The organism is bacterium (assembly GCA_017744355.1).
In the GTDB taxonomy this organism is placed as follows: domain Bacteria; phylum Cyanobacteriota; class Sericytochromatia; order S15B-MN24; family UBA4093; genus JAGIBK01.
Genome location: JAGIBK010000011.1, coordinates 37,613 through 48,773, shown reverse-complemented (window position 1 = coordinate 48,773; position 11,161 = coordinate 37,613). Strand labels below are relative to the sequence as shown.

13 protein-coding genes are annotated in these 11,161 nt (G+C 66.9%); 2 read left to right on the top strand and 11 right to left on the bottom strand.

Annotated elements, in window-relative coordinates; genetic code table 11:
- The 9 genes from J7643_19480 to J7643_19440 all read right to left on the bottom strand — a co-directional run.
- The coding region (locus tag J7643_19480; protein ID MBO9542775.1) for a hypothetical protein at positions 1–358 on the bottom strand (358 nt) is incomplete at its 3' end.
- Positions 359–601: 243 nt separating this feature from the next.
- Positions 602–1,045, bottom strand: a complete 444-nt coding sequence (locus J7643_19475) for a hypothetical protein (protein MBO9542774.1) — start codon at positions 1,043–1,045, stop codon at positions 602–604.
- 199 nt (positions 1,046–1,244) lie between these two features.
- Complete coding sequence (locus J7643_19470; GenBank protein ID MBO9542773.1) at positions 1,245–1,676, bottom strand: heavy-metal-associated domain-containing protein; 432 nt, start codon at positions 1,674–1,676, stop codon at positions 1,245–1,247.
- 74 nt (positions 1,677–1,750) lie between these two features.
- On the bottom strand, positions 1,751–3,034 hold the full coding sequence (locus J7643_19465) for a histidine--tRNA ligase (protein ID MBO9542772.1): 1,284 nt from the start codon (positions 3,032–3,034) through the stop codon (positions 1,751–1,753).
- 6 nt (positions 3,035–3,040) lie between these two features.
- Complete coding sequence (locus J7643_19460; protein ID MBO9542771.1) at positions 3,041–3,208, bottom strand: hypothetical protein; 168 nt, start codon at positions 3,206–3,208, stop codon at positions 3,041–3,043.
- Positions 3,209–3,267: 59 nt separating this feature from the next.
- Positions 3,268–4,029 (bottom strand): succinate dehydrogenase iron-sulfur subunit, encoded by a 762-nt coding sequence (sdhB, locus tag J7643_19455; GenBank protein ID MBO9542770.1) that lies wholly within the window; start codon positions 4,027–4,029, stop codon positions 3,268–3,270.
- Positions 4,029–5,891 (bottom strand): succinate dehydrogenase flavoprotein subunit, encoded by a 1,863-nt coding sequence (gene sdhA, locus J7643_19450; protein ID MBO9542769.1) that lies wholly within the window; start codon positions 5,889–5,891, stop codon positions 4,029–4,031. Before sdhA ends, sdhB begins: the two co-directional genes overlap by 1 nt.
- Positions 5,891–6,604 (bottom strand): succinate dehydrogenase, encoded by a 714-nt coding sequence (locus J7643_19445; GenBank protein ID MBO9542768.1) that lies wholly within the window; start codon positions 6,602–6,604, stop codon positions 5,891–5,893. The genes sdhA and J7643_19445 overlap by 1 nt, the downstream gene beginning before the upstream one ends.
- Before the next feature lie 236 nt (positions 6,605–6,840).
- Positions 6,841–8,316 (bottom strand): zinc carboxypeptidase, encoded by a 1,476-nt coding sequence (locus J7643_19440; protein MBO9542767.1) that lies wholly within the window; start codon positions 8,314–8,316, stop codon positions 6,841–6,843.
- Between the two features lie 203 nt (positions 8,317–8,519).
- Between J7643_19440 and J7643_19435 the strand changes: the two genes are divergently transcribed.
- On the top strand, positions 8,520–9,260 hold the full coding sequence (locus J7643_19435; protein ID MBO9542766.1) for a hypothetical protein: 741 nt from the start codon (positions 8,520–8,522) through the stop codon (positions 9,258–9,260).
- 33 nt (positions 9,261–9,293) lie between these two features.
- Here the strand turns inward: J7643_19435 and J7643_19430 are convergent, their stop codons facing one another.
- Positions 9,294–9,986 (bottom strand): N-acetylmuramoyl-L-alanine amidase, encoded by a 693-nt coding sequence (locus J7643_19430; protein MBO9542765.1) that lies wholly within the window; start codon positions 9,984–9,986, stop codon positions 9,294–9,296.
- A gap of 245 nt (positions 9,987–10,231) precedes the next feature.
- Between J7643_19430 and J7643_19425 the strand changes: the two genes are divergently transcribed.
- Positions 10,232–10,645 carry a hypothetical protein gene (locus J7643_19425; GenBank protein ID MBO9542764.1) on the top strand — a complete coding sequence of 138 codons (414 nt, stop codon included), beginning with the start codon at positions 10,232–10,234 and terminating at the stop codon, positions 10,643–10,645.
- Here the strand turns inward: J7643_19425 and J7643_19420 are convergent.
- Entirely contained in the window at positions 10,642–11,127 is a 486-nt protein-coding gene (locus J7643_19420; GenBank protein ID MBO9542763.1) for a hypothetical protein, read from the bottom strand. The two genes, J7643_19425 and J7643_19420, sit on opposite strands and share 4 nt — an antisense overlap.
- Positions 11,128–11,161: the final 34 nt, after the last annotated feature.

Sequence of the window (11,161 nt, the reverse complement as noted above, 5' to 3'; positions counted from 1 at the left end):
CGCCCGGGCCGCCGCCGCCGCCGAGGACACCTGCCGTCTGGCCGAGACCCTGGTTGATGCCGCCGGGGCCACCACCGACGCCAACCTGGGTGCCCTGGTTGAAGGCGCCGCCGCCCGGGCCACCGCCGCCGCCGACCACGCCAGCAGTCTGGCCGAGACCCTGGTTGATGCCACCGGGCCCGCCGCCGACGCCCACCTGAGTCCCTTGGTTACCGGCGAAGCCGCCTTGTTGGATGCTGCGGGTGGGGGACTGCGCGTTCGAGGTACGCTGGCCGGGCTGGCTAGGAAGCTCGGCGCATCCGACGGTCGCGGCGAGCAGCGCGCAAACGCTCGCTCCTAAGAGCTTGGATCCAGACATGGACGACTACCTCCTTAAATGGAGTAGCGATCGAAACCTCTCGTTTGGTGAGTGGCTACTCATAGCCGACACCATACGGGAGGGCTCCGAGGGATGCGTTTGGACGAGCCGCCCCAAATAACGCCGCACCAGGGCTCGCTTATCGTTGGACAGGAGGTGGCCCTCCCATGGCCGGAGCCCCCGCCGTTCGGCGGGGGCTCCGGCCATGGTTTCCCCGAAGCGCCGGGGAAACGGCCTGATGGGCTAATACGAGGTCTCGCCGTTGCTTGTGCCGCCCCTGGCGTAACCCCAGCTCCCCTGCCCTGTCTGGGCGGGGTTGGGGCCGAGTAGTTGCGCCCAGAGCGCGTCGCGCAGCGTGCTGTTGGGCCAGGAGCTCAGGTTGGCGCCTCCCTGATAACCCATGGCGCCACCGTAGCGGCCGGGGCTCTGCGCGAAGCCGGGGCTTGCAAACGCGGCACGCGGCGGGACGCGCAGCGGGCCGCCGAATGTCCGGGCTTGCTGCGCGGGCGTCACGGCGTGGGGGATCGGGGCCGGCGCTGCTTCTTGGCTGGGTGCTTCCGCCTGGGGGGCGGGCTGAGGGGGCTGAATGGCCGGAGCCTGTGCACAGCCGAGGGTCGAGGCCATCGAGGCGATGACGACGAGCGACAGGCGCGTCGCGTTCATCGGGTGGACCTTCCCCTTCATCATGCGGGCTTCCCTCCTTCGGACGAGCAAGTGACGTTCGGTTCGAGCGAGGATAGCGCAAGAGGGCGCGAAAGGGGATGCCCGATCTTCCGAAAGTAAAGCTCGCTTGACGCTTGGGGCAGCCTGATCCTCGCGCGCTGTGCGCAACAGCAGGAGCCCCCGCCAAGCTGGCGAGGGCTCCTGCGAGCGATTTTTCGAAGGCTTAGTGGTGAGCCTTGGCGGGCGCGGCCTTGGGGGCTGCGGCGGCGAGCTTGGCGTCATAGCCGGCCTTCTCGACGGCCTTGATCAGGGCCTTGGTGTCCTTGAGCTGCATGGAGCAGTAATCCACCGAGGCGATGCCGGTCTCGAGGTCCACCGAGACGGCCTCGACGCCCTTGACGCCCTTGAGGCTCTGGGTCACGTGGTCCGAGCAGTTGGCGCACTCCATGCCGAGCACTTCGAGCTTGGTCGAGAGCTGGCAGGCGTCCTTCTTGACGGCCTTGGCGGGCTTGGCGACGGCCTTGGGGGCAGCGTGCGCCTTCTTGTCCATGGCGCAGGTCCCGTTGCCGCAGGCGGCCTTGTCGCCGCAGGCGATCGCGTTGCCCGCCGTCAAGGTCATGGCGAGGGCCGCGAGCACGAGGATTCCCTTTTTCATTTCGAATGTCTCCTAATCCAACGGCGGGGGGCACCCGAGGGTGACACGCGCTTTGATTATAGCAGGCTTGCGAGCTACGAGCCGCTCTCGGGCAGCGCGGCCGTCAGGGCCGCCGCGAGCGACTCCGCGTCCATGGCGACGGTCTGGGTCGTGCGCGCGGCGAGGTTCTTGAGCTGGATCTCGCCGGCTTCGAGCTCGGCCTCCCCGATGATCGCCACCCACTGGGCGCCGAGCTTGTCGGCCACTTCCAGCTGCTTCTTGAGCTTGCGATCGCCGAAGCCGCACTCGATCCGCCAGTCGCCGTGGTTGCGCAGGCCGTGGGCGAGCTTGAAGCCCGCGACCTCGGCCTCGGGCCCCATGGCCGCCACGTAGAGATCGATCGCATCCTTGGGGGTGGAGGCTTCGAGCAGGATGGCGAGGCGCTCCTCACCGAAGGCCCAGCCGACCGCAGGGGTGGGCGGGCCGCCGCACTCTTCGACCAGCTTGTCATAGCGGCCGCCGGCGCAGACCGTGTCCTGGCTGCCCAGCTTCTCCTCGGCGACGATCTCGAAGACGGTCCGGGTGTAGTAGTCGAGCCCGCGCACCAGGCGCGGGTTGAGCTGGTGCTTCACCCCCACCGCGTCCAGGTAGCCGAAGAGCTTGGCCTGGTGCTCGCGGCAGCCCTCGCACAGCACGTCCTGGAGGCTGGGGGCCTCGCGGTTCAGGTCCTTGCAGGCGGGAACCTTGCAGTCCAGCACCCGCAGGGGGTTGGTCTCCATCCGGTCCAGGCAGGTGGTGCAATAGTCGGCCTGACGCTCGGCGAAGTAGGCGACGAGGCGCTCGCGGTAAGCCGGGCGGCAGTCTTCGCAGCCCAGGCTGTTGAGCTCGACGCGCAGGTTCGAGACCGACAGGGCCGCGAAGATATCGAGGGCGAGGGTGATCACCTCGGCGTCGGCCTTGGGGTCGCTGGTGCCGAGCACCTCGACCCCGATCTGGTTGAACTGGCGCTGGCGACCCGCCTGGGGCCGCTCGTAGCGGAACATGGGCCCCGCGTACCAGAGCTTGACCGGGCCCTGCATGGTGGAGGCGAGCTTGCCCTGGAGGTAGGCGCGGACCACGCCGGCCGTTCCCTCGGGGCGCAGGGTGATGGAGCGATCGCCCCTATCGACGAAGGAGTACATCTCCTTGCTCACGATGTCGGTGGCCTCGCCGATGCCGCGGGTGAAGAGCTCGGTGGCCTCGAAGATGGGGGTGCGGACTTCGAGCACGTGGTAGCGCGCGAAGAAGCTCCGGGCGGTCTCCTCGATCTTGTTCCAGAGAAGAGACTCGGGGGGAAGGACGTCGCGGGTGCCCCGCTGGGCGGTGATCAGGCTTGCCATGGGTGTTTAGACTCCGAACGCGCGTTTGAGGACGTAACCGCCCCAGAAGAAACCGAGCCCCGAGAAGAAGACGGTCATCTCCGGCCCCATCCCCTGGGTCAGGCCAAAGTAGAGGGCGACGGGCATGTGCAGCATGCCGACGAGCATGCAGCCGTGGGCGAGGAACTTTTTCATGATGGCCTCTCAAAGCGACGGGGGCAACCGCTACCGGTTGCCCCCGCCAAGCTTGAACCTTACGGCAGCTGGAGGAAGCCCAGCAGGCCGTGGACGGTGGTGTCGCGCTTCATGGCAGCCAGCGACTCCGTCAGGGGGATGCCCTTGGGGCAGGCCCGGACGCAGTTCTGCGAGTTGCCGCAGTCGTTGACGCCGCCGATGTCGTTGAGCGCGTCGAGGCGCTCGGCCTTGTGCATCGATCCCGAGGGGTGCAGGTTGAACAGGCGCACCTGGCTGACGGCCGCAGGCCCCATGAACGGCGAGCGCTCGTTCACGTTGGGGCAGGCCTCGAGGCACACGCCGCAGGTCATGCAGCGCGACAGGGCGTAGGTGACTTCCTGGGTCTCGGGGCTCTGACGGGGGCCGGGGCCCAGGTCGTGGGTGCCGTCGATGTCGATCCAGGCGTGGACCTTCTTGAGGGCGTCGAACATGCGCTGGCGGTCGACCACCAGGTCACGCACGATGGGGAAGGTGCCCATGGGCTCGATGGTGATGGTCTCGCCGTTGGGGGCGAGGTTCTGCACCAGCGAGGCGCAAGCCTGCTGAGGCTTGCCGTTGATCACCATGGAGCAGGAGCCGCAGACCTGCTCGAGGCAGACGGCTTCCCAGATGACCGGGGTGGTCTTCTGGCCACTGGCGTTCACCGGGTTCCGCTGGATCTCCATCAGGCACATGATGATGTTCATGCCCTTGGAGTAGGGGACCTTGAACTCCTCCCAGCGGGGGGCCGCATTGGGCCCCTCCTGGCGCTTGATTCGAAGGCTGACGGTGGCGGGAGGCATTACTTCGACTCCTCTCTGAGCTTGCGGTCCTCGGTGTGCATGCCGACGGCCGAGGTGGTCGCCTCGACCGAGCCGGGCGCGGGCACGTTGGCCGCGGCTTCCTTGTCCACGTCGTACTTACGCGGGCGGGGCTTGATCAGGCTGGTATCGACTTCCTGGTAAGTGATCTCGGGGCCGTTGGCGGTCCAGCGGGCCATGGTCGTCTTCAGGAAGTTGGCGTCGTCGCGCTCGGGGAAGTCGGGCTTGTAGTGGGCACCGCGGCTCTCGTTGCGCAAGAGCGCGCCCTTGGTGATCACCTTGGCGATCTCGATCATGTTCCAGAGCTGGCGGGTGAAGGGCACCGCCTGGTTGCTCCAGGGACCGACGTCGTCGATGTTGATCTTCTTCCAGCGCTCGGACAGGGTGTCCAGGTGCGCCAGGGTCTTCTCGAGGCGGTCGTTGTAGCGCACGACGGTCACGTTGTCCGTCATCCACTCGCCCAGCTCCTTGTGCAGCACGTAGGGGTTCTCGGTCCCCTTCATGTTCAGGATCTGGTTGTAGCGGTCGGTCTCGCGCTTGACGGCGGCCTCGGCGACCGAGGGCTTCACCTCGACCTTGGCCTGGGCCTTCATGTACTTGACCGAGGAGGGGCCCGCCACCATGCCGGCGTAGACCGTCGAGAGCAGGGAGTTCGCACCCAGGCGGTTGGCGCCGTGGTACTGGTACTCGCACTCGCCGACCGCGAACAGGCCGGGGATGTTGGTCATCTGGTCGTAGTCGACCCACAGGCCGCCCATGGTGTAGTGCATGCCGGGGAAGATCTTCATCGGGACCTTCTTGGGGTCGTCACCGACGAACATCTCGTAGATCTCGAGCACGCCGCCGAGCTTGCGCTCGAGCATGTGCGGATCCAGGTGGCTGACGTCCAGGTAGACCTGGTTCTCGCCGTCGACGCCGAGCTTCATGTCGACGCAGACCTGGAAGATGGCGCGGGTCGCGATGTCGCGGGGCACCAGGTTGCCGTAGGCGGGGTACATGGTCTCGAGGAAGTACCAGGGCTCGCCGGCGGGGGGACGACCGTCCTTGCCGTCGGAAGGCACCCACACCCGGCCGCCCTCGCCGCGGATCGACTCGGACATGAGGCGGAGCTTGTCGCCGCCGGGGATCGAGGTCGGGTGGACCTGGATGAACTCGCCGTTGGCGTAGAAGGCGCCCTGCTGGTAGACGGCACCCTGAGCGGTCCCGGTGTTGATCAGCGAGTTGGTGCTCTTGCCGAAGACCATGCCGTTGCCGCCGGTGGCGAGCACGACCGCGCCTGCGGTGAAGGCCTTGATCTCCATGGTCTTGCCGTTCTGGCAGACCACGCCGCGGCAGATGCCCTCGTCGTCGAGGATCGCCGAGAGGAACTCCCAGCCCTCGTACTTGGTCACCTTGCCCTGGGACTCCCAGCGACGGACCTGCTCGTCCAGCGCGTAGAGGAGCTGCTGGCCGGTGGTGGCGCCGGCGAAGGCCGTGCGGTGGTGCTTGGTGCCGCCGAAGCGACGGAAGTCGAGGAGGCCTTCCGGGGTGCGGTTGAAGGGCACGCCCATGCGGTCGAACAGGTTGATGACGTGCGGGGCCGCCTCGCACATGGCCTTGACGGGGGGCTGGTTGGCCAGGAAGTCGCCGCCGTAGATGGTGTCGTCGAAGTGGATGGCGGGGCTGTCGCCCTCACCCTTGGTGTTGACGGCGCCGTTGATGCCGCCCTGGGCGCAGACCGAGTGCGAGCGCTTGACGGGCACCAGCGAGAAGAGGTCCACGTGCACGCCGGCTTCGGCGGCCTTGATGACGGTCATCAGGCCGGCAAGACCGCCGCCGACGACGATGATGCGATTCGCGTCCATTAGTAAACCTCCCCGTGGGAATGACCCGCCGCGGCGGGCTGGACCTGCTTGGCCTCTTCGATGAGCGCCGGGTTACGGAAGCCTGCAATCGACATCAGGCCGAGGGCCGAGACGCCGAGCCACACCACGATCATCACCATGGCCGAGATCTGCTGGGCCTTCATGCTGACGGTGATGCCCCAGTCGATGCAGAACTCCCACAGGCCGTTGGCGAAGTGGTAGGTGGTGGCGATCAGGCCGACCGCGTACAGGGCCATCATGCCGTTGCTCGCCAGGTGCTCGACGACCTTGGCGTAGCCTGAGCCGGCGAAGCCGACGTTCTTGACCATCTCGCCGATGGGCGTGCCCTGGAAGCGCATGAACCAGGCGTGGTAAGCCAGGAAGAAGAGCATGAAGAAGCCGGTCCAGCGCTGGATCGCGAAGTTCCAGTTCCGGGCGTAGGGGAAGCGCAGGGGGTTGTTCTTGGCGATGAAGCCCACCCAGATGCCGAACAGCGAGTGGTAGATGAGCGGCAAGTAGATGAGGCCGATCTCCATGGCGATCAGGATCGGCATGGACTCGAGGAGGTGGACCTTTTCGTCGAACTCGGCGTAACCCATAGTCGAGTAGGAGTTGACGAGAAGGTGCACAAGCAGGTAAGCACCCAGCGGGATCGCGCCGGTGAACTGGTGCAACTTCCTCAGCAGGAAGTAGTTCTTGTTGGAAACGCCCATCGAAGTGTCACAAACTCCTTTCAGGAGCGCTCGAGGCGGCTCGTTCGAGCTCAGAGGCGCTCGGGGCCTTGGAGGGGGCTCGGCCCATGTACCTAAAGGGCCGTTAACGTTGGCTTTAATCCTAGCAAATCACCGGACGCTCGTCACGGGCCTGTAACAAAACGATGGGGCCCTTGCAACAGACAAGCAGCGGTGGATCCGCGTCCACCGCTGCTCGAATTGGCTTGCTGACTAGCTTAGCGGGTCCAAACGGCCGTGTAGGGACCCCAGTTCCCCTTGGCGTCCTTGGCGTGGACCAGGGCGAGGCGGCGCGAGGCGTTCTTGGGGGCCTCGAAGCCGCCGGTCGTCTTGGCGAGCGCCAGACCGGTGCCGGCCTGGCCGGGACGGTCGAAGAAGGCCTCGGCTGCGATCGCACCGGGGGCCGCAAGGGCCGCGCCCTCGGTCAGAGGCTTCTCGACCTCGGGGCCGTAGACCGCGGTGGGGTCGTCGGCGGTCTTGAGCATGAACATGGCCCCGGGCAGGTTTTCCTTCCAGAACTGGGCGACCTTGGTGAAGGGGGGATCGAAGCCGTCCTGGTACGAGCCCATCTCGCTGGTGTAGGTGAAGATCCCGAGCTCGCCGTAGGCCCAGTCGTTGGTGGTGCCGCCGTGGACGTAGAGGTCGGCGGACTGCTTGCCGTGGTAGCCCGCGAGCTTCGCGATCTTGTTGCCGACCGCCGCGAGGCGCTTGTCGGCCGGCGCGTCGTGGGTGTAGGCCCAGGGCCAGAGGATCGCGTTGCTGAACGAGTGGTAGCTCATGCAGTAGGTGAACTTGTGGCCGGTGAGCAGGCTCTTCATGGCCTGGGTCTCGGGCTCCGAGAAGGGGCCCGACCCACGGAAGGTCGCATCCGAGGGGTTCTTGGAGCTGCCGACGGGGGCCTTGTCCCATGAGAAGCCGTAGTTGCGGTTGAGGTCGACCCCCGGTCCCTCGGGGCCGAAGCCGAAGGTGCTCAGGCCGTAGGCGGTGGTGGTGCTCTTGCGCCAGTCCTTGCCCTCTTCGGCCAGCACGTGGCCGTCGGGGTTGACCATGGGCACCACCCAGATCTCGCGGTTGTCCACGGCGAAGGTCACGTCCGCGTCCTTGCCGTAGTTGGCCAGCAGGTGCTCGGCGACCATGTAGGTGATCTCGGAGGTGACGAGCTCACGGGCGTGATGCTCACCCAAGAAGGCCACCCCGGGCTTGGTGTCGGGGGCGCTGGTGCCGATGCGCAGGCCCCAGATGTCGCGGTTGGCCTTGCCCTTGCTCTTCTCCCACGAATCGCCCAGGTCCACCAGCTTGCAGAGCTGGGGGTACTTGGCGGCGAGGCCCTTCATGTCCGAGACCATCTGCTCGTAGGTCCGGTACTTGGGGTCGTAGGTGTTGTCGAGGCGCACGCTGCTGCGGTGGGTGGGCGTGAGGCCCAGCTTCTTGGCCGTCTCGACGGTGCGCTTGCTGCCGGTGCCGTAGGCCACGTCGTCGGTGACGCCCCAGAGGTCCATCTCGTTGTTGACCAGCTGGGTCAGCTGGTCCGAGGTCTTGTAGGGGATGGCGAGCGGCACGCGGGCCTTGGCCTCGAGGGCCTGCATCAGGGCGCGCTCACCCCCGTTGCTCGGGGCGGCCATGGGCAGGCTGCAACCGGTGAGGACGCCGAGCGCCAGGAGGCTTGACCAGAGGCGAGGGGAGGGGATGCGCATGCGTTCGGACGTCTCCTTTTTCATGATCCGAGGTTTGGCGGATCGGTTATCCGCATTTAGGATGCCAAACTTGCGCTTGTTTGTCCAAAGAGGTGACGAGGCGTTCGGGGGTCATGGCGGAAAGGCTCGGCCAAATGGCCCTTCCCGTGCAGCCGGCCATGCGCTTAAGTGTCCGGTGCCAACCCGTCGGGAGAGGAGGATCCATGACCCGCCACTATCCCTTGCTTGCCGGGCTCCTGGGAGCCACGACCCTGGTCCTTGCCGCCTGCAACGCCGGCGCCGCGCCGGGCGACGGCGCTCAGGTGGGGCGCCCGCCCGGTTCGCCCGCCTCGATCAGCCAAGGGGGCGGCATGCAGCCGCGCGACTATTACTTCCCCCCCAGCGGCAGCTACCGCGCGAACTACTCCTTCACCGCCGTCAACGAGCTGCCGGGGCCCCTCGCCACCGACAGCAGCCGGGTGACCGGCACCATGACCTTCGAGGCGACCGCCTACGCGCCCACGCAGGCGACCATCCGCACCACCTCCCGGGCCACCGACCAGAACGGCCAGACGGAGACGGGCAGCGGCACCGCGGTCGTCCGGGTATTGCCGGACGGCACGGTGACGTCGGACGAACAAGGGGTGTCGTTGCGGTATTCGGCGGGCATCTTCACCCCCGCCGGCGCCGAGGTCCTGCCGGCCTCGGGCTCCGAGATCCCGGCCCTGCGGGCCTTCTCGCTCGGCGAGGAGAGCGTCTCGGTCCCGGCGGGCACCTACCAGACCGTCCACCTGGGCCAGCAGATCGCCGCGAACGGGGCCCCCGTCACGCACTACTGGCTGGCGCGCGGGGTGGGGCTCGTGCGGCAGCGCGATTTCGCCACCTACTCGGTGCCCATCAACGGGAATGCGCTCGGGGTGGCCACCTCGAGCTTCGAGCTGCAGCTCGATAGCCTCACCCCTTGAGCCTCCCTCCCCACCGTGGGGCGGAGAGCCGGCTCAGCGCGGCGGGCGGTCCCCGATGTTCGCCTGCCGCGTCGCCTCGGGCGAGAGGGCGATGCGTACCCCCTCGAACATGCGCGAGAAGCTGAAGTTGGCGGCGGGGTCCTTCTTGACCTCGGGTTTGAGGGTGATGTCCTTGTGCCCCACGACCCGCTCCAGGGGGATGTTGTGGGTGGCGACCAGGTACGCCACCAGCTGGATCAAGGAGCGGTACTGGGCGTTGGTGAAGGGATCGCTGCCCGTCTGGGCGTTGACCAGCTCGATGCCGATCGATCGGTCGTTGAGGTGGTCCTGGCCCTGGTAGTAACTCTCACCCGTGTGCCATGCCCGCAGGTGGTCGGGCACGCACTGCACGATCTCGCCGGCCTTGCCGATGATGTAGTGGGCGCTGACCTGGCTGTTGGGATTGGCGAAGTGGCGCCAGATGGTCTTGGCGTCCTTGACGCCGGGGGTCTCGGTGTCGTGGATGACGATCATGTCGATCGGGACCCCCGCGGGCCGGACATCGGAGTGGGGGGAGAGGAGCCACTCGACGGGGGGCTTCTCCACGTTCGGAGCGGCCGCCATGAGCGCATGGGTGTAGTCGTCGCCCTGGGCTCCCGAGGGGAAGCCCGTCTCGGTCGCGGCCATGACGAGGGCGGCGAGGGCGAAGCCCGCAAGGTACCGGATCGTGCCACGCATGCGTCTCATGAAGACGGCCTCCGTACGGGGGAAGGGCGAGGGACCTGCGGGAATAGCCGCTTGTTCGGCTCTGAGGGGATTATACCGACCGGACCCTTCAAACTAACCGACATTCGTGACAGTCTTGTTGCGACCCGATGAACGATTGCTTGTTTGAAGGCGCGTGAGGCTTGCAGCCTGGGGGTTGGCTCCCTATCATGGGAGGCATGGCCCGCCGGGCCCCCCAAGCGATAGACCGAGGAGACGCAACCAGAATGACCACCCAGACGACCGAAGGCCGCTACGAAGAAGGCCTCAAGCGCTACGAGGAAGGCGCCCCCCTCGAGGAAGTGCTCGCCCACTTCCAGGCCCTCTACAAGGATTCCCCGAACGACGTGCGGGTCATCGTCAGCCTGAGCTGGCTGCACATCCTGCTCGGCAACAAGGCCGAGGCGATCGCCTTCTCGAAGGCCGCCAAGGGGACCGCTCAGGGTCGCTACAACCACGCCCTCGCCCTCTTGACCTTCAAGGAGAAGGGCGTGCGCGAGAAGCTCGAGGAGGCCGTCAACATGGGCGGCCACGAAGGCATGCACGACGCCATGGCCAACCTCGAGGACGCCATCCAGCGCAAGGGCGGCGATTTCCCCGCCGCTCAGAAGCTTCTCGCCTGGATCAAGGAAATGCACTAAAGAGCGGCGACAGCTTCGCTCTCTGGAACGGAGGCCTCGTCAGGGGCCTCCGTTTCGCTTGGCAAGACGGCCTGCTCGGGCGAATCGATCTGCTCGAAGGCCTTGCCGGTGAGTTTGCCGCGCTCGAATTCGAGCACCAGGGTCCCGGTCACGGGTTGCCCGTCCTCGCCCTCGGCGGTCATGGGGTAGCGCCAGCGCTCGGTCTCCTCGGTGGGCTGCTCGACCAGCTCAGGCGTGCCGTACAGCGCCTCGACGTCCGCGCCTTGAAGGCCGAGCGTCAGACCTTCAAGGTGGATCCAGAGGGGCGTCAGGCCGGTGCCCTCATCCGCCGAAGGGGCTGCTTGCGCAGCAGCTTCCTGCGCCGCGGCCTCGGCGGCCAGGCGCTGGGCGCGGCCCGCTTCGATGATCGGCTTGCCGACGACCCGCACCAGCCAGTACGTCGAAACTACCCACAGCATCAGCCAGAACCACAGCGGCAGCATCGTCTACATCACCTCTCTCGGCCTCTCTTGCGAG

Coding starts and splice junctions, on each gene's coding strand:
- J7643_19460 (MBO9542771.1), bottom strand. CDS start 3,208: ATGAAAAAGTTCCTCGCCCACGGCTGCATGCTCGTCGGCATGCTGCAC.
- J7643_19475 (MBO9542774.1), bottom strand. CDS start 1,045: ATGATGAAGGGGAAGGTCCACCCGATGAACGCGACGCGCCTGTCGCTC.
- J7643_19420 (MBO9542763.1), bottom strand. CDS start 11,127: ATGCTGCCGCTGTGGTTCTGGCTGATGCTGTGGGTAGTTTCGACGTAC.
- J7643_19465 (MBO9542772.1), bottom strand. CDS start 3,034: ATGGCAAGCCTGATCACCGCCCAGCGGGGCACCCGCGACGTCCTTCCC.
- sdhA (MBO9542769.1), bottom strand. CDS start 5,891: ATGGACGCGAATCGCATCATCGTCGTCGGCGGCGGTCTTGCCGGCCTG.
- J7643_19470 (MBO9542773.1), bottom strand. CDS start 1,676: ATGAAAAAGGGAATCCTCGTGCTCGCGGCCCTCGCCATGACCTTGACG.
- sdhB (MBO9542770.1), bottom strand. CDS start 4,029: ATGCCTCCCGCCACCGTCAGCCTTCGAATCAAGCGCCAGGAGGGGCCC.
- J7643_19445 (MBO9542768.1), bottom strand. CDS start 6,604: ATGGGCGTTTCCAACAAGAACTACTTCCTGCTGAGGAAGTTGCACCAG.
- J7643_19435 (MBO9542766.1), top strand. CDS start 8,520: ATGACCCGCCACTATCCCTTGCTTGCCGGGCTCCTGGGAGCCACGACC.
- J7643_19440 (MBO9542767.1), bottom strand. CDS start 8,316: ATGCGCATCCCCTCCCCTCGCCTCTGGTCAAGCCTCCTGGCGCTCGGC.
- J7643_19430 (MBO9542765.1), bottom strand. CDS start 9,986: ATGAGACGCATGCGTGGCACGATCCGGTACCTTGCGGGCTTCGCCCTC.
- J7643_19425 (MBO9542764.1), top strand. CDS start 10,232: ATGACCACCCAGACGACCGAAGGCCGCTACGAAGAAGGCCTCAAGCGC.